At 73.6% G+C, this 21776-nt stretch carries 23 protein-coding genes; 3 read left to right on the top strand and 20 right to left on the bottom strand.

The features are described 5' to 3' along the window. Positions 1–268: 268 nt before the first annotated feature. Positions 269–778 carry an ATP-binding protein gene (locus RLT57_RS18490; protein ID WP_311298500.1) on the top strand — a complete coding sequence of 170 codons (510 nt, stop codon included), beginning with the start codon at positions 269–271 and terminating at the stop codon, positions 776–778. Between the two features lie 84 nt (positions 779–862). Here RLT57_RS18490 and RLT57_RS18485 read toward each other — a convergent pair whose 3' ends face one another. The 7 genes from RLT57_RS18485 to RLT57_RS18455 all read right to left on the bottom strand — a co-directional run bounded on the left by RLT57_RS18485 (position 863) and on the right by RLT57_RS18455 (position 8048). Further along, complete coding sequence (locus RLT57_RS18485) at positions 863–2062, bottom strand: methyltransferase domain-containing protein (RefSeq protein WP_311298499.1); 1200 nt, start codon at positions 2060–2062, stop codon at positions 863–865. Positions 2063–2710: 648 nt separating this feature from the next. Next, positions 2711–2938 carry a hypothetical protein gene (locus RLT57_RS18480; RefSeq protein ID WP_311298498.1) on the bottom strand — a complete coding sequence of 76 codons (228 nt, stop codon included), beginning with the start codon at positions 2936–2938 and terminating at the stop codon, positions 2711–2713. Positions 2939–3054: 116 nt separating this feature from the next. Then, on the bottom strand, positions 3055–3597 hold the full coding sequence (gene tsaE / locus RLT57_RS18475) for a tRNA (adenosine(37)-N6)-threonylcarbamoyltransferase complex ATPase subunit type 1 TsaE (RefSeq protein WP_311298497.1): 543 nt from the start codon (positions 3595–3597) through the stop codon (positions 3055–3057). 11 nt (positions 3598–3608) lie between these two features. Continuing rightward, positions 3609–4829 (bottom strand): alpha/beta fold hydrolase, encoded by a 1221-nt coding sequence (locus tag RLT57_RS18470; protein ID WP_311298496.1) that lies wholly within the window; start codon positions 4827–4829, stop codon positions 3609–3611. Between the two features lie 7 nt (positions 4830–4836). Next, the gene (gene alr / locus RLT57_RS18465; RefSeq protein ID WP_311298495.1) at positions 4837–6003 is read right to left on the bottom strand and encodes an alanine racemase; all 1167 of its coding nucleotides are present in this window, start codon (positions 6001–6003) and stop codon (positions 4837–4839) included. 13 nt (positions 6004–6016) lie between these two features. Next, the gene (locus tag RLT57_RS18460; RefSeq protein ID WP_311298494.1) at positions 6017–7456 is read right to left on the bottom strand and encodes an NAD(P)H-hydrate dehydratase; all 1440 of its coding nucleotides are present in this window, start codon (positions 7454–7456) and stop codon (positions 6017–6019) included. 223 nt (positions 7457–7679) lie between these two features. Continuing rightward, positions 7680–8048 (bottom strand): holo-ACP synthase, encoded by a 369-nt coding sequence (locus RLT57_RS18455; protein ID WP_311298493.1) that lies wholly within the window; start codon positions 8046–8048, stop codon positions 7680–7682. Between the two features lie 240 nt (positions 8049–8288). On the opposite strand from RLT57_RS18455, the gene coaA reads away from it, so the two are divergent. After that, complete coding sequence (gene coaA, locus RLT57_RS18450; RefSeq protein ID WP_311298492.1) at positions 8289–9290, top strand: type I pantothenate kinase; 1002 nt, start codon at positions 8289–8291, stop codon at positions 9288–9290. 63 nt (positions 9291–9353) lie between these two features. On the opposite strand, the gene glmM is transcribed toward coaA, so the two are convergent. The 4 genes from glmM to RLT57_RS18430 all read right to left on the bottom strand — a co-directional run bounded on the left by glmM (position 9354) and on the right by RLT57_RS18430 (position 13999). Then, positions 9354–10712, bottom strand: a complete 1359-nt coding sequence (gene glmM / locus RLT57_RS18445) for a phosphoglucosamine mutase (protein ID WP_311298491.1) — start codon at positions 10710–10712, stop codon at positions 9354–9356. 212 nt (positions 10713–10924) lie between these two features. Further along, a complete protein-coding gene (gene rpsI / locus RLT57_RS18440) occupies positions 10925–11440 on the bottom strand; it encodes a 30S ribosomal protein S9 (RefSeq protein WP_311298490.1) in 516 nt (171 codons plus the stop codon). A 39-nt stretch (positions 11441–11479) separates the two neighbouring features. Then, positions 11480–11923: a 50S ribosomal protein L13 gene (rplM, locus tag RLT57_RS18435; RefSeq protein WP_311298489.1), complete on the bottom strand. Its 444-nt coding sequence runs from the start codon at positions 11921–11923 to the stop codon at positions 11480–11482. A 453-nt stretch (positions 11924–12376) separates the two neighbouring features. Beyond that, on the bottom strand, positions 12377–13999 hold the full coding sequence (locus RLT57_RS18430) for an ABC-F family ATP-binding cassette domain-containing protein (protein WP_311298488.1): 1623 nt from the start codon (positions 13997–13999) through the stop codon (positions 12377–12379). Positions 14000–14144: 145 nt separating this feature from the next. On the opposite strand from RLT57_RS18430, the gene RLT57_RS18425 reads away from it, so the two are divergent. Next, positions 14145–15458, top strand: a complete 1314-nt coding sequence (locus RLT57_RS18425; RefSeq protein ID WP_311298487.1) for a hypothetical protein — start codon at positions 14145–14147, stop codon at positions 15456–15458. Positions 15459–15534: 76 nt separating this feature from the next. On the opposite strand, the gene truA is transcribed toward RLT57_RS18425, so the two are convergent. From truA to map, 9 genes are all read right to left on the bottom strand, one after another. Then, positions 15535–16380 carry a tRNA pseudouridine(38-40) synthase TruA gene (gene truA / locus RLT57_RS18420; RefSeq protein ID WP_311298486.1) on the bottom strand — a complete coding sequence of 282 codons (846 nt, stop codon included), beginning with the start codon at positions 16378–16380 and terminating at the stop codon, positions 15535–15537. Between the two features lie 110 nt (positions 16381–16490). Continuing rightward, positions 16491–17036 carry a 50S ribosomal protein L17 gene (gene rplQ, locus RLT57_RS18415; protein WP_311298485.1) on the bottom strand — a complete coding sequence of 182 codons (546 nt, stop codon included), beginning with the start codon at positions 17034–17036 and terminating at the stop codon, positions 16491–16493. Between the two features lie 316 nt (positions 17037–17352). Continuing rightward, the gene (locus tag RLT57_RS18410; protein ID WP_033177813.1) at positions 17353–18375 is read right to left on the bottom strand and encodes a DNA-directed RNA polymerase subunit alpha; all 1023 of its coding nucleotides are present in this window, start codon (positions 18373–18375) and stop codon (positions 17353–17355) included. 132 nt (positions 18376–18507) lie between these two features. Next, entirely contained in the window at positions 18508–19134 is a 627-nt protein-coding gene (gene rpsD, locus RLT57_RS18405) for a 30S ribosomal protein S4 (protein ID WP_311298484.1), read from the bottom strand. A gap of 25 nt (positions 19135–19159) precedes the next feature. Next, positions 19160–19564, bottom strand: a complete 405-nt coding sequence (gene rpsK, locus RLT57_RS18400) for a 30S ribosomal protein S11 (RefSeq protein ID WP_006376016.1) — start codon at positions 19562–19564, stop codon at positions 19160–19162. Between the two features lie 70 nt (positions 19565–19634). After that, positions 19635–20015 (bottom strand): 30S ribosomal protein S13, encoded by a 381-nt coding sequence (rpsM, locus tag RLT57_RS18395; RefSeq protein WP_311298482.1) that lies wholly within the window; start codon positions 20013–20015, stop codon positions 19635–19637. A gap of 189 nt (positions 20016–20204) precedes the next feature. Then, positions 20205–20318, bottom strand: coding sequence for a 50S ribosomal protein L36 (rpmJ, locus tag RLT57_RS18390; RefSeq protein ID WP_009740505.1), 114 nt, complete (start codon positions 20316–20318; stop codon positions 20205–20207). Positions 20319–20356: 38 nt separating this feature from the next. Further along, positions 20357–20578 (bottom strand): translation initiation factor IF-1, encoded by a 222-nt coding sequence (gene infA, locus RLT57_RS18385; RefSeq protein WP_003956442.1) that lies wholly within the window; start codon positions 20576–20578, stop codon positions 20357–20359. Positions 20579–20819: 241 nt separating this feature from the next. After that, a complete protein-coding gene (gene map / locus RLT57_RS18380; protein WP_311298476.1) occupies positions 20820–21656 on the bottom strand; it encodes a type I methionyl aminopeptidase in 837 nt (278 codons plus the stop codon). Positions 21657–21776: the final 120 nt, after the last annotated feature.

The following is a 21776-nucleotide window of genomic DNA, read 5'->3' as shown; positions in this document are numbered from 1 at the left end:
TGATCGAGCTTATCCGCCGAATTGTCGCCTGTGTACGGGCAGACCTTCTTGGTCGCCCTGGGGCGCAGCGAGTGGATGGGGTGTACGCGCCTCGTACCGAGCCCCCTGAACAGCCCGGGACCCCGGCGGAGGTGCCGCGGCGGTCCACTGCCAGCCGGGATCCGGTGTCGCGCGAAGTGATGCGGGGCGGGGTCGTGGTCGGCCGATGCCGGGGGGACGCGCTCGTCCGCCCTTGTGTGCAGGAGCACTTCGAGGGGGCGGTGCGGCGGTGAGTGCGGTGGAGCGTCCCGGTGTGCCGGTGTGTGTGGTGTTCGCGGAGGTGGTGGGGGTCCTGCCCGCCTCGGAGCTTTCGGTGGTGGGGGACCGGGGTGGGTGTGTGCTGATGGCCCGGGAGGCGCGGTCGGTGCGCAGGGCGCGGGGTTTCGTGGTGCGGGTGCTGGACGGGTGGGGGCTGGCGGATCTGGCGGACGATGCCGGGCTGGTGGTGAGCGAGCTGGTGACCAATGCGGTGATGTACGCGGTGCCGCCGGCGTATGCGGGTGTTCGGGTGCGGGTGGTGCGCCTCGCGGGTGGGGTGCGGGTCGAGGTGCACGACGCGAGCGCGGCCAAGCCGGAGCGGCACGCGTACGGGCGCGGTCTGGTCGTGGTGGACGCCCTGACCGGCGGCAACTGGGGCGTGGACACCCTGCGGTTCGGCAAGTCGGTGTGGGCCGAGCTCGGCGGCGACACCGCCCGGGCCCGACGGCAGCCACCCCGCGGATACGGGAAAGCCGCCTGACCCCCACCCCGACCGCCCACGGCAGGAAGCCCCACCACCCCGGGGGTTGCCGTTGCGCCGGGCGGACGCCACGGACCCCCGGCTTCAGTCCCCGTCGGCAGCCGCCTGCGGCACGGGCAGCGGGCGGTGCGGGGTGTCGAGCCATGTTGTCTGGCCGTCGGGGGTGACGGTCAGGCCGAAGCGGGTGATGTCGGGGCGTCCGGTTCCGGCCCACCACGTGTGTGCGGTCTCGATGCCGTCCCACAGGCGTCGGGGGCCGCCCTGGTAGACCGTGGACGTCCGCCGGCCGTCGTGCAGGACGGCTGCCGCCCAGGAGCGGTCCGTGATCCCGTACAGCCAGAAGCTGAGATCGGCGCCCCGGCGGTCCGTGGCGCTGACGCAGTCGTGGCCGACGAACAGGCCGGCGACGAACCCGAACGGATGTCCGAGGTCGGTCGCGGCCAGGTCGGTGCCGGTGACGGACTCGGCCGCGGCGGCGACATCGCCGCCGGGAACGTACTGGGCGTGCGCGGTTCTGGCCAGGCGGTGTGTGCGCGCCTTCATGAACTCCACGGGCCGGGTGAACCGTCCCTCGGCGCGGCTGTGGTCGCCCGCGACGACCAGGCGTGCCACCGCGTCGGCGGGCGAGTAGTGCGTGCCCCACGGTGTCACGACCACACCCGTGGGAACGGTCTGCCGCACCCACGCGTAGGGGACGGCGCGCACCGCCATGGTCGCGATCACCCGGTCGTAGGGGGCGCCCGCCGGGTGGCCGGGCAGCCCGTCGGCGACCACCAGCTCCGGCGACAGGCCGGTCTCGTGCAGGGCGGTGGCGGCGGTGGCCGCGACGGCCGGATCGACCTCCACGCTGGTGACCTGCCCGTCGCCAAGACGGCGGGTGAGCAGGCCCGCGTTCCAGCCGGTCCCCGTTCCGATCTCCAGTACGCGCAGGCCGTCGCGCACGTCCAGGTCGCGCAGCATCGCCGCGACGACCGAGGGCGCGGAGGCGGAGGAAGTGGGTACGCGGCCGGGGCCCGGCCCCTCGTGGCGGCCGTCGTCCCACTGGGTGGTGACCGGCACATTCGCGTCGGCGTGGCCGTACCAGCCGTCCGGATCGGCGTTCCGGTCGCTGCGCGTGCTGGTCCTGGTGGCCATGTCGTACGGCCACACGACCGCCGGGAGGAACCGTGCCCGGTCGACCTCCCGGAACGCGGTCGCCCACTGCGGCGTCATCGTGCCGGATTCGACCAGGGAGCACACCAGGTCCGCCCAGGCCGTCCGGACCTGATGGCCGGTCAACGTCATCGGCGGTGCTTTCCGTCGCCGGACGGGGTGTCGCCGTCCGGCGACGGCGGCTCCTCCGGCGGGGTCCACGGCGTCCCGGGATGCCCGTCCCCGTCTCCCTCTCCGCCGTCCCCGCCGTGCACCGCGTATGTCGTGAAACCGTGAGATCGCATGCCTGTTCCCCTCTCCTCCGCCGTCACATAGGCGGCATCGGGAGATCACGGTACGCAACCGCGACGGTAGCCTGGAAGCCGGCACACACGGCCCCCGCCCCCGAAAACGTCCACCGGGGCTGCCGGAATACGCCGGCTCCGTTCTTTCGCCCACCGACCGAATGGGCGCGCGCCTGCGCGTCGTGCAGCGCCCGGGGACGTGCTCTCCCGCCACCGACCGGTGGCCGGTTGCGCGCGCCGCTCCCCACGGCCCTGGTGCGTTGCCGTCCGGCGGGGAGGATGGCCGCGCCCTCGGGTGGGCTGCCGCCGGCGGCAAAGGCCCACGCCCCGGGGATTGCCGTTGCGCCGGGCAGGTGCTCCGCCCAGGGGCGCGGAGAAACGCGCGATGAACCACGACGAGGGCGCACGTCGCCACCGGCCCGAAAGGGGCTGCTCCTGCCGTACCTGGACCACCGGCCGGGGGCCGGTCACCCTGCCCGCCGGGAAACCGCGGGCTTCACCCGCCCGGATGATCCTCAGGCGGCGTCGCGGCCCGCGCCGGCGAGCCCGCGCCGCGCCCGGCGGCACCGTCCGGTCCGGCGGCGCCCTCCGGGGTGCCTTCGGCGGCGTCGCCCCGGGCGGGGTCCCGTGGGGGTGTGGAGACCGTGCGGGCCGCCGCGCAGGAGGCCAGGACATCGCTCACCGAGGGGGTGGGGTGCTGGTCGTGCGGGGGCTGGGCCGGCATGCGCGCCTCCTCGTACGGCGAAGTTAGGCAGCCCTAACCAGCTGCCCGCCTCCAGCAGACCACGGGCGCCCGCCGGTGCGCAACATCTTCCCGACACCGTGTCGGTTCATGTCGGCTCACACCCGCAGCGTGCCCAGGTCCTCCTGCGCCCAGCGCGGCCCGACCCCGGTCACGGTCACCTCGCGGACGTCGTCCGCCCGCTCCTGCTCCTCCCCGCCGGCCGTACGGGCGATGGCCACGTGCAGCCGCGCGTCGGAGAGGTCCTCCACCTTTCCGTCGCCCCACTCGACGACCACCACCGACTCCGGCAGGGACACGTCCAGGTCGAGGTCCTCCATCTGGTCCAGGCCGCCGCCCAGCCGGTAGGCGTCCACGTGCACCAGGGCCGGGCCGTCGCCGAGCGAGGGGTGTACCCGGGCGATGACGAAGGTCGGCGACGTGACGGCGCCGCGGACGCCGAGGCCCTCGCCCAGCCCGCGGGTCAGGGTGGTCTTGCCGGCGCCCAGCTCGCCACTGAGCAGGACCAGGTCACCGGGGGTGAGAAGGGCGGCGAGCCGCCGGCCCAGCTCGTGCATGCGCTCGGGGTCGCGGACGGTGATGCGGACCACGGGAGCGGCCTCTGCGGTATCGGCGGGGTGCCGGTCGTGCGGTTTGCCCATGAAGGCGCATGCTACTCGTCGGTCATGGCCGCCAGCTGCCGAAGCCGCGGCGCGACGGGGGCGCGTACGGTGTCGGCGGCCTCCGCCGTCAGCCGGGCGAGGGCGGTGGTGACCAGTGCCGGCCGCTCCATCAGCACCAGGTGCCCGGCGCCCGGCACGATGATCAGCTCGGCGGCCGGGAGTTTCTCGGCGATCTCGGCGCTGTGCGCGCTGGGCGTCAGCAGGTCCTTGTCACCGGCCAGCACCAGCGCGGGCGTCCCGTCCAGCACGGCGAGCGCGGCGCCCTTCTCGTGCTCGGTGAACGCCGGGTAGAACTCCGCCACCACGTCGATCGGCGTGGACTCGATCAGCCGCTCGGCGAACCGGCCGACCGCCGGGTCGATGTCCTCGGCGCCGAAGGAGTACCGCTTGATCAGTCCGGCGAACAGGTCGGCGGTGGCCCGGCGGGTGCGTTCCACCAGGTCGACCTGGCTGCCGAGCAGCCGCAGCACACCGGGGGCCAGCAGCCGGAAGGCCCGCGCGCCGGCGGCCGGCAGGCCGAGGGTGACGGCGGCGAGCTTGCCCGCGGAGGTCGACACGAACGCCACCCCGGCGACCCGGTCCCTGACGTACTCCGGGAACTGGTCGGCGAAGGCCATCACCGTCATGCCGCCCATGGAGTGCCCGACCAGCACCACCGGGCCCTCGGGCACGGCCGCGTCCAGCACCGCCTTCAGGTCCCGGCCCAGCTGGTCGATGGTGGCGGGCTTGCCGGCCGCCTGGTCCCGGCCGCGTTCGCTGCGGCCGTGGCTGCGCTGGTCCCAGTAGACGGCCCGTACGGTGCCGCGCAGGGCGGCGCGCTGGAAGTGCCAGGCGTCCTGGGTCAGGCAGTAGCCGTGCGAGAAGACGACGGTGAGCGGGAGCGGGGCCCGCACCGGCCGGCCCTTGGCCTGGCCGGGCAGGCGCAGCCAGCCCCGGCCGCGCTTCTGCGGCTGCGGCGGTTCAGACGGCGGCAGCGGGTCGGCCTCCTCGGTCTCGTAGTACAGCTCGGTGCCGTCCTCGGCGACCGCCGTGCCGGGGGCGCCGCGCAGCGTGCCGTAGGGGCCGGCCGCGTCCAGGGCGAGCCGGGCCCGGCGGCGGGTGCCGCGGCCGACGGTGGCCCGCTCGATCGCCACTCCGGCGGCGGCGCCGGCCGCCACCACGCCGATCGCGGCGCCGACCAGTCCGGCCTTCTCCCATGTCTTCTCGGGCATGTGGCCGCTACCGCCCGCCGAGGTCGACGGCGCCGGCGGCGCCGTCCAGGTACGTACGGGGGACCCGGGGGCCGATCCGGGTGACGATCTCGTAGGCGATGGTGCCGGCGGCTCGGGCCCAGTCCTCGGCCGTGGGCTCGCCGTCGTCGCCGGGGCCGAAGAGGACGGCCTCGTCACCGGGGCCGGCGGCGTCGCCACCGAGGTCGACGACGAACTGGTCCATCGCGACACGTCCCGCCACCACCCGCCACTTCCCGGCCACCAGCACCGGCCCCGCGCCGGACGCGTGCCGCGGTACTCCGTCCGCGTACCCCAGCGGGACCAGGGCAAGCGTCGTGTCGCCCGGAGTGACGTAGTGGTGGCCGTAACTGACGCCGTGTCCGCCGGGCACCCGCTTGACCGAGGCGAGGTGGGCGCTGAGCGTCATCACCGGGCGCAGCCCGAAGTCGGCGGGGCCGCCGAGCTGCGGCACCGGGGAGATGCCGTACATGGCGATGCCCGGCCGCACCAGGTCGAAGTGCGCCTCGGGGAGGGTGAGGGTGCCGGGGGAGTTGGCGATGTGCCGCACCTCGGGGGTCAGGCCCGCGTCCTCGGCCTGCCGGACGGCCCGCAGGAAGACGCCCAGTTCGCGGTCGATCGCGGGGTGGCCGGGCTCGTCGGCGCAGGAGAAGTGCGCCCAGACGCCGGTCACCTCGATCAGCCCGGCGCGCTCGGCGGCACGGGCGGCGGCGGTGAGGGCGGGCCAGTCGGCGGGCTGGGCGCCGTTGCGGCCGAGCCCGGCGTCGATCTTGAGCTGCACCCGGGCGGTGCGGCCGGCCGCGCGGGCCGCCTCGGTGACCGCGGTGAGCGCCCATCGCGCGCTCACCGTCACATCGACGTCCGCCTCGACGCACGCCCGCCAGGGGCCGCCGGGCGTCCACAGCCAGCACAGCACCCGGGCGCCGATGCCGGCCGCCCGTACCGCCAGGGCCTCCTCGGGGGTGGCGACGCCGATCCAGGTGGCGCCGGCCGCCAGCGCGGCCCGCGCGCACGGCACCATGCCGTGCCCGTAGCCGTCGGCCTTGACGACGGCCATGAACGCGGCGCCGGGGGCCTTCGCCCGCAGTGCCGCGACGTTCGCGCGCAGCGCGCCCAGGTCGATCCGTGCCCGGGCGCGCGTGTCCGTGTCGTTCATCCGGCCCAGTCTCTCAGGCCCGGACGTTGCGCCAAGCCGCCGGGACCGCGTCGGCCACGTCGAGCGCGGCGAGCGGGCCGCCGGCCAGCCGGGCCGCCAGGCCGTGCAGGTACGCGCCGACCGAGGCGGCGTCGCGGGCGGCGAGGCCGGCGGCCAGCAGCGAGCCGGTGAGGCCGGACAGCACGTCGCCGCTGCCCGCGGTGGCCAGCCAGGCGGTGCCGGTCGGGTTGACCCGGACCGGGACGCCGTCGTCCGGGTCGGCGATTAGCGTCGTGGAGCCCTTGAGCAGCACGGTCGCCCCGAAGCGGTCGGCCAGCGCCCGGACCGCGTCCAGCCGCCGCGCCTCGACGTCCGCGCGCTCCCAGCCGAGCAGGCCGGCCGCCTCCCCGGCGTGCGGGGTCAGTACGGTCGGCGCGGGCCGCTTCCGTACGGTGCCGGCGTCCAGCAGGCGCAGGCCGTCGGCGTCCACCAGGACGGGGACGGCGCTGTCCAGCGCCTCGTCCACGGCGGTCCGGGCGTCGGCGGTGTCGCCGAGCCCGGGGCCGGCCACCCACGCCTGCACCCGCCCGGCGTCGCGCGGCGAGCCGGCGGAGACCAGCACCTCGGGGTGGCGGGCGAGCACCGCGTCACCGCCGGGGCCGACGTAGCGGACGGCGCCCGCGCCGGCCCGCAGCGCGCCGGAGACCGCCAGCACGGCCGCGCCCGGGTACCGCTGGGAGCCGGCCGCGACGCCGACCACGCCCCGGCTGTACTTGTCGCTCTCACCGGCGGGGCCGGGCAGCAGGGCGGCCACGTCGGCGTGCTGGAGGGCCTCCAGCGCCGGGGGGCCCAGGTCGCCGCCGAGCCCGATGTCGATCAGCCGCAGCGCGCCGGCGTGTTCGGCGGCGGGGTCGACCAGCAGGCCCGGCTTGTACGTGCCGAAGGTGACCGTCACATCGGCGCGCACCGCCTCGCCCGGCACCTCGCCGGTGTCGGCGTCCACGCCGCTCGGCAGGTCCACCGCGACGACGGCGGCGCGCGCCCGGTGCGCGGCCCGCGCCAGCGCCGCGGCCTCCGGTCGCAGGCCGCCCTTGCCGCCGATGCCGGTGATCCCGTCCAGCACCAGATCGGCCCCGGCGACCAGGCCGGGTCCGTCGCCCGCCGCGGCGGTCCGGCCGCCGGCCGCCAGCAGGGCCGCCAGCCCCCCGGCGTGCGCGCGGTTCGGGGCCAGCAGCACCGCGGTCACCCCCGCCCCGCGCCGCGCGAGCCGGGCGCCCGCGTACAGGGCGTCGCCGCCGTTGTCGCCGCTCCCGGTCAGCACCACCACCCGGGCCCCGTAGACCCGCCCCACCAGTTCCGCGCACACCGCGGCCAGCCCGGCCGCCGCCCGCCGCATCAGCGCCCCGTCGGGCAGCCGCCCCATGAGTGCCCCCTCCGCCGCCCGTACGGTCGCCACGCTGTGCCCGTACCTCATCGCGAACCTCCAGTCAGCGACCCTCCGGTCGGCGGTCAGCCCGAGGATACGGACGCCCGGTACGCGGTGCCACGCGGCCGTCGGCGGGCCGGAGTCCCCGAAGCGCGGCGTGCGGGGTGCCCGGTCACGCCGCGTCAGCTCCGGGCGCTCGTGCGGGAGTCCGCCGGTGACGGGGTCAGGGCCGCCTGCCGCCGCCGCGCGGACCGGCCGGGCGGAGCCGCCCTCAGCTCTCCGCGATCACCACCGCGGAGGCGATGCCCGCGTCGTGGCTGAGGGAGACGTGCCAGTTGGTGACGCCGAGGACGGCGGCGCGGCGGGCGACGGTGCCGCGGACGGTGAGCAGGGGCTGCCCCGAGGGGGTGGTGGTGATCTCGGCGTCGAGCCAGTGCAGGCCGGGCGGCGCGCCGAGGGACTTGGCAAGGGCCTCCTTGGCGGCGAAGCGGGCGGCCAGGGAGGCGAGGCCGCGGCGTTCACCGCTGGGCAGGCACAGTTCGGCGGGGGTGAAGAGGCGTTCGGCCATACCGGGGGTGCGGGTGAGGGCCGCCTCGAAGCGGTCGATCCCGGCCACGTCGATCCCGACTCCTACGATCATCCGACGACCACTTCACGGCGTACGCGCATGGCCGCCAGCTTAAGGCGGACGCCCTGCGCTGTCCCATGACCGGCCCGGAGCCCCGGGCCGGCCGGCGCCGCGGTGTCCGCCGCCCCGCGGCGCCCGGACGACAGCACCCGGGCCACGGCACCCGGGCCACGGCACCCGGCCCACGCCCCCGGACCGCCGTCCGGCCGACCCCGCCGTGTCCCGCCCCGCGCCGCGCAGGACAATGGGCCGGTGCCGACGACACCCGCCCCCACCAGCCCGTACGTCGACCTCACCCGTGAGCAGTGGCGCGGGCTGCGCGACCGCACCCCGCTGTCGCTGACCGCCGCCGAGGTCGAGCGGCTGCGCGGGCTGGGCGACGTGGTGGACCTGGAGGAGGTGGTGGACGTCTACCTGCCGCTGGCCCGGCTGCTGAACCTCTACATAGCGGCCCACAGCGGGCTGCGCGGCGCCCTCAACACCTTCCTCGGCGACCTCGCGGACGGCGGCCAGAGCACCCAGCCCGGCACGCCCTTCGTCATCGGGGTGGCCGGCAGCGTCGCGGTCGGCAAGTCCACCACCGCCCGCCTCCTCCAGGCCCTGCTCGCCCTTCCCCGAGCGCCCTCCGGCGGCGCCGCCCGGCCCGAGCCGCCCCGCAGGGTCGAACTCGTCACCACCGACGGCTTCCTGCTGCCCAACGCCGAGCTGACCCGGCGCGGCCTGATGTCCCGCAAGGGCTTCCCCGAGTCCTACGACCGCCGCGCGCTGACCCGCTTCGTCGCCGACGTCAAGTCCGGAAAGCCCGAGGTCACCGCGCCGGTGTACTCCCACCTGAGCTACGACATCGTGCCCGGCGAGCGGCTCGCCGTCCGCCGCCCCGACGTGCTCATCGTGGAGGGGCTCAACGTGCTGCAACCGGCGCTGCCGGGCAGCGACGGCCGGACCAGGATCGGCCTCGCCGACCACTTCGACTTCAGCGTGTACGTGGACGCCAGGACCGAGGACATCGAGCGGTGGTACCTCGACCGGTTCCGCAAGCTGCGCGCGACCGCGTTCCAGGATCCCGGATCGTACTTCCGCAGGTTCACCGAGGTGTCGGAGACCGAGGCGCTGGAGTTCGCCCAGCTGGTCTGGCACACCGTCAACCGGCCCAACCTGGAGGAGAACGTGCTGCCGACCCGCAGCCGGGCGACGCTGGTGCTCCGCAAGGGGCCGCAGCACCGGGTGCGGCGGCTGAGCCTGCGCAAGCTGTAGCCGGGCGGGCGGCGGGGCCGGCCCCGCCCTCCGGCCGCCGGCCCGACGCGCCGCCGCCCCTTCTCAGCCGAGCGCCGACTTCACCACGTCCGCCAGCCGGCCCGCCACCGTCCGGGCGTGGTCGATGTCGGCCGCCTCCACCATCACCCGTACGAGTGGTTCGGTGCCCGAGGAGCGCAGCAGCACCCGCCCGGTGGACCCCAGCTCGCTCTCCGCCTCGGCGACCGCCGCCGCCAGCTCGGGCGCCGACTCGACCCGGCTCCTGTCCACGTCCGGCACGTTGACCAGCACCTGCGGCAGCCGCCGCATGACGGTCGCGAGGTCCGCCAGCGGACGGCCGGTCTCGGCGACCCGGGCCGCCAGCAGCAGCCCGGTCAGCGTGCCGTCGCCGGTCGTGGCGTGGTCCAGCACGATGACGTGCCCGGACTGCTCGCCGCCGAGCGCGTAGCCGTGCTCCTTCATCGCCTCCAGCACGTAGCGGTCGCCGACCGCGGTCTGCACCAGTTCGATGCCCTCGGCCTCCATCGCCAGCTTGAAGCCGAGGTTGGACATCACGGTGGCGACCACGGTGTTCTCCCGCAGCCCGCCGCGCTCGCGCAGCGCCACCGCCAGGACGGCCAGGATCTGGTCGCCGTCGACCTCCTCGCCCGCCGCGTCCACCGCCAGGCAGCGGTCGGCGTCGCCGTCGTGGGCGATGCCGAAGTCGGCGCCGTGCTCGACCACGGCGGCCTTGAGCAGTTCCAGGTGGGTGGAGCCACAGCCGTCGTTGATGTTGAGGCCGTCGGGCTGGGCGCCGATCGTGACGACCTCGGCACCGGCCCGGGAGAACGCCTCGGGCGACACCCAGGAGGCCGCGCCGTGCGCCTCGTCCAGGACCACCTTCAGTCCGTCGAGCCGGTTCGGCAGCACTCCGATCAGGTGGGCCACGTACTGGTCGAAGCCCTCGTGGTAGTCACGGACCCGGCCGACGCCGGCGCCGGTGGGGCGGTTCCAGGGAGCGCCCGTGCGGTGCTCCTCGTAGACCGCCTCGATCCGCTCCTCCAGCTCGTCGTCCAGTTTGTGGCCGCCGCGGGCCAGGAACTTGACACCGTTGTCCGGCATGGCGTTGTGACTGGCGGACAGCATCACCCCGAGATCGGCGCCCAGCGCGCCGGTGAGGTACGCCACCGCCGGGGTGGGCAGCACCCCGACCCGCAGCACGTCCACGCCCGCGCTGGCCAGGCCCGCCACCACCGCGGCCTCCAGGAACTCGCCGGACGCCCGCGGGTCGCGGCCGACCACGGCCACCGGCCGGTGCCCCTCGAAGCCGCCCGCCTCGCCCAGCACGTGTGCCGCCGCGACGGACAGGCCGAGCGCCAGCTCGGCGGTGAGGTCGGCGTTGGCCATGCCGCGTACCCCGTCGGTGCCGAAGAGTCGTCCCACTGTTGTTTCCTCCGATGACCGATGACGTGCGAGGTGCGGCGGCTGTGCCGTACCCGTGCCGCGTTCTCGGTTCTACACCGATCCACACATACACCGATACGCGTATACGCCTATATACGCCCAGCCCGCGTAACGCGAACGCCCCGGAGGCACCAAATGTGTCTCCGGGGCGTCGGACACGCCGGGCGGGGGTGGGTCGTCCGCCGGAGGCGTCAGCGCTTGCTGAACTGCGGCGCCTTGCGGGCCTTCTTCAGACCGGCCTTCTTCCGCTCGACCGCACGGTCGTCGCGGGTCAGGAAGCCGGCCTTCTTCAGCGGGCCGCGGTTGTTGTCCACGTCCGCCTCGTTGAGCGCGCGGGCCACGCCCAGGCGCAGCGCGCCGGCCTGGCCGGAGATGCCGCCACCGCTGATACGGGCGACGACGTCGTAGCGGCCGTCGAGCTCCAGCACCTTGAACGGCTCGTTGACTTCCTGCTGGTGCACCTTGTTCGGGAAGTAGCCCTCAAGGGTGCGGCCGTTGATCTTCCACTTGCCGCTGCCCGGGATGATCCGGACGCGGGCGATGGACTGCTTGCGGCGGCCGGTGCCGGCGGCCGGCTGCGGGTCGCCGAAGCGGGAGGCGAGCGACTCGGAGGTGTACTCCGACTCGACGGCCTCCGACTCGAAGGTCGTGATCTCGCCGTAGGACTCGTCGCCCTCGAGAACGGTCTCGGCAGTGGTCTCAGCCACGATTCTCCTCAGATTCCTTCTGGTAGCTGGTGGCCGGGACTACTGCGCGACCTGGGTGATCTCGAACGGCACCGGCTGCTGGGCCGAGTGCGGGTGCTGGTCACCCGAGTAGACCTTGAGCTTGGTGAGCATCTGACGGCCCAGGGTGTTCTTGGGGAGCATGCCCTTGACGGCCTTCTCGACGGCCTTCTCCGGGTGCTTGTCCAGCAGCTCGTCGTAGCGCACGGAGCGCAGGCCGCCCGGGTAGCCGGAGTGGCGGTAGGCCATCTTCTGGGTCTTCTTGTTGCCGGTCAGGTGAACCTTGTCGGCGTTGATGATGATGACGAAGTCACCGGTGTCGACGTGCGGGGCGTAGATGGGCTTGTGCTTGCCCCGCAGAAGGGTCGCGGCCTGGGTCGCCAGACGGCCCAGGACGACATCCCGGGCGTCGATGACGTGCCACTGGCGAGTAACGTCGCCGGGCTTGGGGCTGAACGTACGCACGGTCGTAGCCTTCGCTTCTTCTCAGTGAATGTGTCCTGACAAGGCCACCCGGACGATCACGACAGCCCTGACCGCCTTCGGGGACGCAACCCGTCGGCCTGCCGCTGTCCATCGGCCCGGTGAACCGGCGTAAGGGCCCCTCACGTGAGATAGAGCAAGCCAATACGCATAACGAACTCGGAGGATACCCGTGGGGGCCGCCACGGGTCAAAACGCGGCTCCCCGGGCGGGGGCCGCGGCGGTCATGCGGCGCCCTTCCCGGGCGGTCCCCTCCCGGCTGGGGCGCCTTCGCCGGCGGCGGCGACCGGTGAGGGGCGACGCCGGGACCGCCGGCCGCGGAGAGCGGCCGGGGGCCGGCCGGGGGCCGGTCGGGGGCCGGTCGGGCGCCGGCCGGGCGCCGGCCGGGCGCCGGCCGCTCTCCGCGGGGCGCAACGGCGCCGCGCGGCACGGGGTTCAGCGGGTGCGGTCGACGCGGCGCTCGTCCCAGACCGGTTCCGGGCTCTCGCGGACGAGACCGTCGGAGCCGAAGACGAGGAACCGGTCGAAGGACCGGGCGAACCAGCGGTCGTGGGTGACCGCCAGCACCGTGCCGTCGTAGGACTCCAGGCCCTCCTGGAGGGCCTCCGCGCTCTCCAGGTCGAGGTTGTCGGTCGGCTCGTCCAGCAGCAGCGCCGTCGTGCCGGCCAGCTCCATCAGCAGGATCTGGAACCGCGCCTGCTGCCCGCCGGAGAGCTTGTCGAACGGCTGGTCGCCCTGCCGCTCCAGTTCGTAGCGGCGCAGTACGGACATCGCCCGCCCGCGGTCGTGCGCGTGCTCGCCCCACAGGATGTCCACCAGGGTCCGGCCCATCAGCTCCGGGTGCGCGTGCGTCTGGGCGAAGTGCCCGACCACGACCCGCGCGCCCAGCTTGTACGTGCCGGTGTGCGCCACGCTCGGGTCACCGGCCAGCAGCCGCAGGAAGTGCGACTTGCCAGAGCCGTTGGAGCCGAGCACCGCGACCCGCTCGCCGTAGAAGACCTCCAGGTCGAACGGCCTCATCAGGCCGGTCAGCTCCAGCTGGTGGCAGGTCACCGCCCGTACTCCGGTACGGCCGCCCTTGAGCCGCATCCTGATGTCCTGCTCGCGCGGCGGCTCCGGCGGCGGTCCGGCGTCCTCGAAGCGGCGCAGCCGGGTCTGGGCGGCGTGATAGCGGGAGGCCATGTCAGGGCTGATGGCGGCCTGCTGACGCAGTCTCAGCACCATCGCCCTGATCTTGGCGTGCTCCTCCTCCCAGCGGCGGCGCAGTTCCTCGAAGCGGGCGAACCGCTCCTTGCGCGCCTCGTGGAAGGTGCCGAAGCCGCCGCCGTGCACCCAGGTCGTGGAGCCGGCCGCGCCGGTCTCCACGCTCACGATCCGCTCGGCGCTGCGGGCCAGCAGCTCACGGTCGTGGCTGACGAACAGCACCGTCTTCCTGGTCTGCGCGAGCTGCTCCTCCAGCCAGCGCTTGCCGGGGACGTCCAGGTAGTTGTCCGGCTCGTCCAGCAGCAGCACCTCGTCGGGGCCGCGCAGCAGCGCCTCCAGCACCAGCCGCTTCTGCTCGCCGCCGGAGAGCGTCTTGACCTCGCGCCACTGCGCCCGTTCGTACGGCGCGCCGAGCGCGGCCGTGGTGCACATGTCCCAGAGCGTCTCGGCCTCGTAGCCGCGCGCCTCCGCCCATTCGCCGAGCGCGGTCGCGTACGCCATCTGCGCGGGCTCGTCGTCCTGCGCCATCATCGCCAGCTCGGCGACGTCGACGGCCTTGGCGGCGGCCTGGATCCGCGGGTGGGCCACCGACACCAGCAGGTCGCGGACGGTGCGGTCGTCGCGGACGCTGCCGACGAACTGCCGCATCACCCCGAGGCCGCCGCTGACCGTGACGGTGCCGGCGTGCGGTTTCAGCTCGCCGGCGATCAGCCGCAGCAGGGTGGTCTTGCCGGCACCGTTCGGCCCGACCAGGGCCGTCACCGCGCCGTCGCCGACCCGGAACGAGACGTCGCCGAGCAGCGCCCGCCCGTCCGGCAGGTAGTACTCGATGTGCGCTGCTTCCACATGTCCCATGGACGGAATTCTCCCTGGGCGTCCGGTTGCGCCCCAAGTCGTTTTCGGCCCCGGATTTCCCGTGGCCACCGGAGGGACCGGCGGCCGGTGCCCCGGGCGCTTCCCGGAACACCGGCACCATCGGTACGGCAATATGATGCGCGACATGACTGAACGGGCCGGGCAGCAGCCGCCGAAGGATCCGCGTCCCACCGAGGGCGGGCGCGAGGTCCTGGAGGGACGCGTCATCCCCTCACCGGCGCAAGCGCAGCGACAGTACGACGCGCGTCAGCCACCGCAGGCGGCGCCGCACGGCGACCCGCGGCAGCAGTACGCCGCGCCGCCGCCGGCCGGGCCGCAGGCCCCCGGCGCCGGACCGGCCTGGAGCCCGCAGCAGCAGCCCCAGGGCGGCGCGGCGCAGCAGCAGGGCCCCGGCACCGACCCCCAGGCGTACACCCGGCAGCCGCCCGCCCAGGGCCCGCAGGGTGCCCCCGGGCCGGAGCCGCGCCAGGGCCCGCCCGTCCGGCAGCCCGCGCCGGGGACCCCGGGGACCCCGGGGACCCCGCCGGGCGCCGCGGCCGGCTTCGGCGGCCAGGCCGAGGCGTTCCAGCAGCGCATGCGCCGGATACGCCAGGCCGCGGCGGAGGAGGAAGCAGCGGCGGCGGAAGCGGCGACGGCGGCGGGCGGCCCCGGCACCCCGGACTGGACCGCCCTCGCCGACCGGCAGGCCGCGGCCGACGCCCGCCGCCGCCGGGTCGCCAAGCTCGTCGGCGGCGTCGTGGCGGTCGCGGTGGTCGCCGGCGGTGTGGCCGCGGCCGTGGTGCTGTCGGGCAGGAGCTCGGACGACACCGCGGGCCCGTCCGCCTCGGCGACCGGCACCGCGAGCCAGCTGCCGCTGCCGCCCGCGCCGTCCTTCTCCCCGGTGGCCCCGCCGCCGCCCCCCAACCCGCTGGACTACCTCGGCACGGCCGCCAAGGACACCGCCCCGCTCACCGCGGACACCCTCTTCCCCGGCAAGCAGTTCCTGATGAACGGCCGGGCGTACGTCAAGACCGCCACCTCCGTCACCGTGAACTGCGCGAGCGCCGCCCGCGACGACGTGGCCGCGGGCCTGGCGGCGAACGGCTGCACCCGGCTGGTCCGCGCCACCTACACCAACGGCGGCCTGGCCGTCACCGTCGGGGTCGCCGTCTTCGCCGACTCCCAGCACGCGGTGAAGCTGCAGAAGACCGCCAAGTACCTGGCCCCGCTCAACGGCGGCGGCGTGCGGGACTTCTGCCACGCGGTGGCCTGCCAGATGACCTCGAACGCGGTCGGCCGCTACGCCTACTTCGCCATCGCCGGGCTGAAGAACGGCAAGACGCTGACCCCGGCCGACACCGTCGCCAAGCAGGCCGCCAACGAGGCGTCGAACTTCGCCTTCCAGCGGATCGTCCAGCGCGGCCGGGACGCGGCGGCGGCCGACCCGAACGCCGGCTGACGGCGGGCCGCCGGCCGGCCGTGGTCCGGCTGCCCGACGACGGCACGGCCCCCTACGCCGGCAGCCGGACGGCGCGCTACAGGCAGCCGGGCAGCGTCCGCTTGTTGCGGGCCTCCCGGCTGCGCGCGGCCAGCAGCCCGTCCGCCGGGTAACCGACCTCCTCAAGAGTGAGGCCGTGCGGGCGCAGCACGTTGACGGCCGAGTGCCGCTCCCTGCCCGCCAGCACCTCGCCGGGGAAGCCGACCGGCCTGTGCCCGTCGCCGACCAGGATCATCGCCCCGACCAGCGCCCGCACCATGTTGTGGCAGAAGGCGTCGGCCCGTACCGTCGCCACCGCGAGCCCGTCGGCGGTCCGCTCCCAGCGCAGGTCGAGCAGGGTGCGGATGGTGGTCGCGCCCTCCCGCTTCTTGCAGTACGCGGCGAAGTCGTGCTCGCCGAGCAGCAGCTCGGCGGCGGCGTTCATGGCGGCCACGTCCACCGGCCGGTCGTGCCACAGCACGTGCCCCCGCAGCAGCGGGTCGACCCCGCCCGGGTGGTCGCCGACCCGGTACGCGTAACGCCGCCAGACCGCCGAGAACCGGGCGTTGAAGCCGGCCGGCGCGCGGACCGCGCTCCACACCCGTACGTCCCAGGGCAGCCGTCCGGCCAGCCGGCGTCGCAGCCTGTCCTGCTCGGCGGCCCACACCTCGGCCGGCAGGTCCACGTGCGCCACCTGGCCGCGGGCGTGCACCCCGGCGTCGGTGCGGCCGGCCACCGTCAGCTCCACCGGCTCGGCGAGCCGCAGCACCGTCGCGATCGCCGACTCCAGCTCCCCCTGCACCGTCCGGCGGGCGCGCTGCTTGGCCCACCCGGAGAACTCCGCCCCGTCATAGGCCAGGTCGAGCCGTACCCGTACGAAACCGGGTGCCGGGTCGTCGCTCACGTGTCGCTCCTCGTCGCTGCTCGTCGCCGCTCCCGGCCGCTGGTGGCCGGGCACGCGCGGCGGGCCCGTACCCCATGGGGTACGGGCCCGCCGGCCGGTCGTCAGGACGCTCAGGCGTCCTTGGACTCCTCGTCCGCGGCGGCCGGGGCGGCGTCCGCGGGCTCGGCGTCCGCGGCGGGAGCGTCCTCGGCCGGGGCGTCGTCCTTCTTCACCTCGGCCAGGGCCTCGTCGCCGGCGCGGTCCTTGGCGGACCGCTTGGTGGCGGCTTCGGCCTCACCGGTGGCCTGCTGGGCCACGGTCAGCGCCTCGACCAGTTCGATGATCGCCATCGGGGCGTTGTCGCCGCGACGGGGACCGATCTTGGTGATCCGGGTGTAGCCGCCCGGACGGTTCTCGTAGCGCGGCGCGATGTCGGTGAAGAGCGCGTGGACCACGCCCTTGTCCGTGATCGTCTGCAGTACCTGGCGACGGTTGTGGATGTCGCCCTTCTTCGCCTTCGTGATCAGCCGCTCCGCGACCGGACGCAGCCGGCGCGCCTTGGCCTCGGTGGTCTTGATCCGGCCGTGCTCGAAGAGCGACTTCGCGAGGTTCGCGAGCAGCAGCTTCTCGTGCGCGGCGCCGCCACCGAGGCGGGCACCCTTTGCGGGCTGAGGCATGGTCTTTCTCCTTCTTCGCTGCACCGGCCGTATCAGGTACCGATGTCAGTGCCGGGCCTGCGGCTGCAGACCCGGAAGTCCGGGGCCGACGCCCTGGGCGTTCCGCCCCCCGACCGGGGAACGGCACCCCGGGCGAAACCGGGGGACGGCGCCCCCCAGGGCGCGGGTCCGGGGCGCCCCCGGGAAAACCACCCGGCCGGAGCCGGGCTCCGGGGTGGCAGCCCCGGGAGGCAGGGCATCCGGCCGGAGCCGGGGTCCGGGGCCCCGGGAGGTGGGACGCCCGGACGGGGCCGGGGTCCCGGTTGCTGCCGGCAGGTCAGTACTGCTCGGTCTCCACGAAGCCCGCGTCCACGTCGTCGTCGGCGCCGAAGGCGTCCGCCGCGGCGGTGGGGTCGAATCCGGGGGGGCTGTCCTTGAGGGCCAGGCCCATACCGGCGAGCTTCGCCTTGACCTCGTCGATCGACTTCGCGCCGAAGTTGCGGATGTCGAGCAGGTCCGCCTCGGAGCGGGCGACGAGCTCACCCACGGAGTGGATGCCCTCGCGCTTGAGGCAGTTGTAGGAGCGGACGGTGAGCTCCAGTTCCTCGATCGGCAGCGCCAGGTCCGCGGCCAGGGCGGCGTCCGTGGGGGACGGGCCCATGTCGATGCCCTCGGCGTCGACGTTCAGCTCGCGGGCCAGGCCGAACAGCTCCACCAGCGTCTTGCCCGCCGACGCCATGGCGTCACGCGGGCGCATCGCCTGCTTGGTCTCGACGTCGACGATCAGCTTGTCGAAGTCGGTGCGCTGCTCGACACGGGTCGCCTCGACCTTGTACGTGACCTTGAGCACCGGGCTGTAGATCGAGTCGACCGGGATCCGGCCGATCTCCTGGCCCTGCTGCTTGTTCTGCACCGCCGAGACGTAGCCGCGACCGCGCTCGACGGTCAGCTCCATCTCCAGCTTGCCCTTGGCGTTCAGGGTGGCCAGCACCAGGTCGGGGTTGTGCACCTCGACACCGGCCGGCGGCGCGATGTCCGCGGCGGTGACGACACCCGGGCCCTGCTTGCGCAGGTACATCACGACCGGCTCGTCGTGCTCCGAGGAGACGACGAGCTGCTTGATGTTGAGGATGACGTCGGTGACGTCCTCCTTGACGCCCGGCACGGTGGTGAACTCGTGCAGGACCCCGTCGACCCGGATCGAGGTGACGGCCGCGCCCGGGATGGAGGACAGCAGAGTGCGCCGCAGGGAGTTGCCGAGGGTGTAGCCGAAGCCCGGCTCCAGCGGTTCGATCACGAACCGGGAGCGGAACTCGTCGACGACCTCTTCGGTCAACGAGGGACGCTGAGCGATCAGCATGGTGTCGGTCCTTCAGTCGTGGGCGCCCGCTATTTGACGCCCCCTGTTCTTACGAGGGTACGGGTGGTACGGCGCCGACCGCGAAAACGCGGAGCGGCTCCGTACCACCCGTCACCGTGAGCGATCCCCGAATTACTTCGAGTAGAGCTCGACGATCAGCTGCTCCTGCACCTGGGTGTCGATCACCTGGCGCTCGGGCATGCTGTGCACGAGGATCCGCAGCTTGCCCGCGTTGGCCTCGAGCCACGCCGGCACGGTCTTGTCGCCGGCCTCGCCCTGCGCCACCGCGAACGGGGTCAGGTTCCGGGACGACTCGCGGACCTCGACGATGTCGTTCACGGCCACCCGCGCCGACGGGATGTCGTTCTTGCGGCCGTTGACGGTGATGTGGCCGTGCCGGACCAGCTGACGGGCGTGGTCGCGGGACTTGGCGAAGCCGGCCCGGTACACCACGTTGTCGAGGCGGGTCTCAAGGATGCGCAGAAGGTTCTCACCGGTCTTGCCGGTCTTCTGGTTCGCCTCCTTGTAGTAGTTCACGAACTGCTTCTCGAGGACACCGTAGATCCGCGCGCACTTCTGCTTCTCCCGCAGCTGAAGCAGGTACTCGCTGTCCTTGGTGCGCCCGCGTCCGTGCTCACCCGGGGGGTAAGGACGGATCTCGATCGGGCACTTCGCGCTCTCGCACTTCGCTCCCTTGAGGAAGAGCTTCTGCTTCTCCCGACGGCAACGCTTGCAGTCGGCCCCGGTGTATCGCGCCATGTCTAGTCTCCTGTTGTTTCGCTGGTCAGACGCGGCGGCGCTTCGGCGGGCGGCAGCCGTTGTGCGGGGTCGGGGTGACGTCCTGGATCGAGCCGACCTCCAGGCCGGTGGCCTGGAGGGAGCGGATCGCGGTCTCCCGGCCGGAGCCGGGGCCCTTCACGAAGACGTCCACCTTGCGCATGCCGTGCTCCTGCGCCCGGCGGGCGGCCGACTCGGCGGCCATCTGCGCGGCGAAGGGGGTGGACTTGCGCGAGCCCTTGAAGCCGACGTGACCTGCGGAGGCCCAGGAGATCACGTTCCCGGCGGGGTCCGTGATCGAGACGATGGTGTTGTTGAACGTGCTCTTGATGTGGGCGTGCCCGTGAGCGACGTTCTTCTTTTCCTTGCGGCGCACCTTCTTGGCTGCGCCCTGACGGCCCTTAGGAGGCATGTGTTGGGTCTCTCCCGGTGGAGGTGGTCGGTCCTACAGCGAAGACCGCTGATGAGCGTCCGGCTGAGGACTACTTCTTGCCCGGCTTCTTCTTGCCGGCGATGGCGCGACGCGGGCCCTTGCGGGTGCGGGCGTTGGTGTGCGTGCGCTGGCCGTGGACCGGCAGGCCCCGGCGGTGGCGCAGACCCTGGTAGCAGCCGATCTCCACCTTGCGGCGGATGTCGGCCTGGATCTCACGACGGAGGTCGCCCTCGGTCTTGAAGTTGGCGTCCACGTAGTCGCGGAGCTTGACGAGGTCGTCCTCCGACAGGTCGCGGACGCGGATGTCGGGGCTCACACCGGTTTCCTTCAGCACTTCCTGGGAGCGGGAGCGCCCGATGCCGAAGACGTAGGTGAGGGCGATCTCCACGCGCTTCTCGCGCGGGAGGTCAACGCCTGAAAGGCGTGCCATGTTCTTGGCTCCTGATGGTTTCGGAGGTCTTCCGCAGCGCCGGTTCCCCGTCCGCCGTACCAGGTACGGACCGGGTCCCCGGCCTCCACCGGGGGTGTCATCCCCTTCGGCAGGGGATGGGCGACTGCGTATATGCGGGTGTGCGTCGCGCGAAGTTCTGCGAGATCAGGTGGTCGGTGGTCGGGTGCGTCAGCCCTGGCGCTGCTTGTGGCGCAGGTTTTCGCAGATGACCATGACCCGGCCGTGGCGGCGGATCACCTTGCACTTGTCGCAGATCTTCTTGACGCTCGGCTTGACCTTCATGGGTCTGGTTCTCCGGGTCTGGTGAGATCCACAGGCGGTTACTTGTATCGGTAGACGATCCGTCCGCGCGTCAGGTCGTACGGAGACAGCTCCACGACGACCCGGTCATCCGGGAGGATGCGGATGTAGTGCATCCGCATCTTGCCGCTGATGTGCGCGAGGACCTTGTGACCGTTCTGCAGCTCCACCTTGAACATCGCGTTCGGCAGAGACTCGATCACGGTGCCCTCGATTTCGATGGCGCCTTGCTTTTTGGCCATGTCCTACTTTCGGGATCGCCTACCTGGGGGCGGCTCCGGGACATGCCTGAGGACACGCGAGAGCCGACGTATGAGTCTACGTCACGGGTTCCCGAAAGACGAATCAGGCATGTATGCCCACCCTACAAGATCGCTAAGCGGCGCCCGGGTCGCTCGTCCGGGGTAACCCGGCGGGTCCGCTGCCGGGCCGCGGAGCGGGGCCAGGGGGCCGGCCCGGCCCGGCCGGCCCGGCGGACCCGGGTCAGCCCAGCGGGTCGGGGGCCACCGTGACGCCGAACTCCGCGAGCTTGGCCCTGCCGCCGTCCGGGGCGGTCAGCACGATCACGCCCGCCTCGGTGAGGGCGGCGGTGTGCTCCCAGTGGGCGGCCTTGGAGCCGTCGACGGTCCTGACCGTCCACTCGTCGGCCATCACGTGGGTGGCGGGCGAGCCGAGGGTCACCATGGGCTCGATGGCCAGGCAGACGCCCGGGACCAGCTTGATGCCGCGGCCGCGCTTTTTGGAGACGTAGTTCAGCAGGTGCGGGTCCATGTGCATCTCACTGCCGATGCCGTGGCCGCCGTAGTCCTCGACGATCCCGTACTTCCCCGACGACGGGCGCGGCTGGCGGCGGATGTAGGACTCGACGGCCCGGGAGATGTCCTCCAGCCGGTTGCCCTTGCGGAAGGCCGCGATGCCGGCCCACATGGACTCCTCGGTGACCCGGCTCAGCTCCACCAGCTCGGGCGCGTGGCCGCTGCCGACGAAGCAGGTGAAGGCCGCGTCGCCGTGCCAGCCGTCGACGATCGCGCCGGCGTCGACGGAGATGACGTCGCCGTCCTTGAGCACCGTCGTGCGGTCCGGGATGCCGTGCACCACCACGTCGTTCACCGAGGTGCAGATGGTGCCGGGGAAGCCCCCGTAGCCGAGGAAGTTGGGCTTGGCGCCGTGGTCGGCGATCACCTTCGCGGCGATCTCGTCCAGGTCCCTGGTGCTCGCGCCGGGCACCGCGGCCGCCCTGGTGGCGTCGTGGACCGCCGCGACGACCAGGCCCGCGGCACGCATCTTCGCGATCTGCTCCGGGGTCTTGATCTCCACCATCGCCGCCGACGCCCTCCTCGTTTTGTCGCGTACGCACACCCGTACGTGCCCGTACCCACCTGGTCAACCATAAGGCCGTGGCACCCCTGAGGGCACCACGGCCTCATGCCGTGCGGTACT

The organism is Streptomyces sp. ITFR-21 (genome assembly GCF_031844685.1).
Classification (GTDB): Bacteria; Actinomycetota; Actinomycetes; order Streptomycetales; family Streptomycetaceae; genus Actinacidiphila.
This window is presented reverse-complemented; position numbering and strand designations above follow the sequence as displayed.

What these genes read in the sequence shown, in the direction of transcription:
- RLT57_RS18485 (WP_311298499.1), bottom strand. Translation starts at nt 2,062, where the DNA reads ATGACGTTGACCGGCCATCAGGTCCGGACGGCCTGGGCGGACCTGGTG.
- RLT57_RS18480 (WP_311298498.1), bottom strand. Translation starts at nt 2,938, where the DNA reads ATGCCGGCCCAGCCCCCGCACGACCAGCACCCCACCCCCTCGGTGAGC.
- tsaE (WP_311298497.1), bottom strand. Translation starts at nt 3,597, where the DNA reads ATGGGCAAACCGCACGACCGGCACCCCGCCGATACCGCAGAGGCCGCT.
- RLT57_RS18470 (WP_311298496.1), bottom strand. Translation starts at nt 4,829, where the DNA reads ATGCCCGAGAAGACATGGGAGAAGGCCGGACTGGTCGGCGCCGCGATC.
- alr (WP_311298495.1), bottom strand. Translation starts at nt 6,003, where the DNA reads ATGAACGACACGGACACGCGCGCCCGGGCACGGATCGACCTGGGCGCG.
- RLT57_RS18460 (WP_311298494.1), bottom strand. Translation starts at nt 7,456, where the DNA reads ATGAGGTACGGGCACAGCGTGGCGACCGTACGGGCGGCGGAGGGGGCA.
- RLT57_RS18455 (WP_311298493.1), bottom strand. Translation starts at nt 8,048, where the DNA reads ATGATCGTAGGAGTCGGGATCGACGTGGCCGGGATCGACCGCTTCGAG.
- RLT57_RS18430 (WP_311298488.1), bottom strand. Translation starts at nt 13,999, where the DNA reads ATGGGACATGTGGAAGCAGCGCACATCGAGTACTACCTGCCGGACGGG.
- RLT57_RS18425 (WP_311298487.1), top strand. Translation starts at nt 14,145, where the DNA reads ATGACTGAACGGGCCGGGCAGCAGCCGCCGAAGGATCCGCGTCCCACC.
- rplQ (WP_311298485.1), bottom strand. Translation starts at nt 17,036, where the DNA reads ATGCCTCAGCCCGCAAAGGGTGCCCGCCTCGGTGGCGGCGCCGCGCAC.
- RLT57_RS18410 (WP_033177813.1), bottom strand. Translation starts at nt 18,375, where the DNA reads ATGCTGATCGCTCAGCGTCCCTCGTTGACCGAAGAGGTCGTCGACGAG.
- rpsD (WP_311298484.1), bottom strand. Translation starts at nt 19,134, where the DNA reads ATGGCGCGATACACCGGGGCCGACTGCAAGCGTTGCCGTCGGGAGAAG.
- rpsK (WP_006376016.1), bottom strand. Translation starts at nt 19,564, where the DNA reads ATGCCTCCTAAGGGCCGTCAGGGCGCAGCCAAGAAGGTGCGCCGCAAG.
- rpsM (WP_311298482.1), bottom strand. Translation starts at nt 20,015, where the DNA reads ATGGCACGCCTTTCAGGCGTTGACCTCCCGCGCGAGAAGCGCGTGGAG.
- rpmJ (WP_009740505.1), bottom strand. Translation starts at nt 20,318, where the DNA reads ATGAAGGTCAAGCCGAGCGTCAAGAAGATCTGCGACAAGTGCAAGGTG.
- infA (WP_003956442.1), bottom strand. Translation starts at nt 20,578, where the DNA reads ATGGCCAAAAAGCAAGGCGCCATCGAAATCGAGGGCACCGTGATCGAG.
- map (WP_311298476.1), bottom strand. Translation starts at nt 21,656, where the DNA reads ATGGTGGAGATCAAGACCCCGGAGCAGATCGCGAAGATGCGTGCCGCG.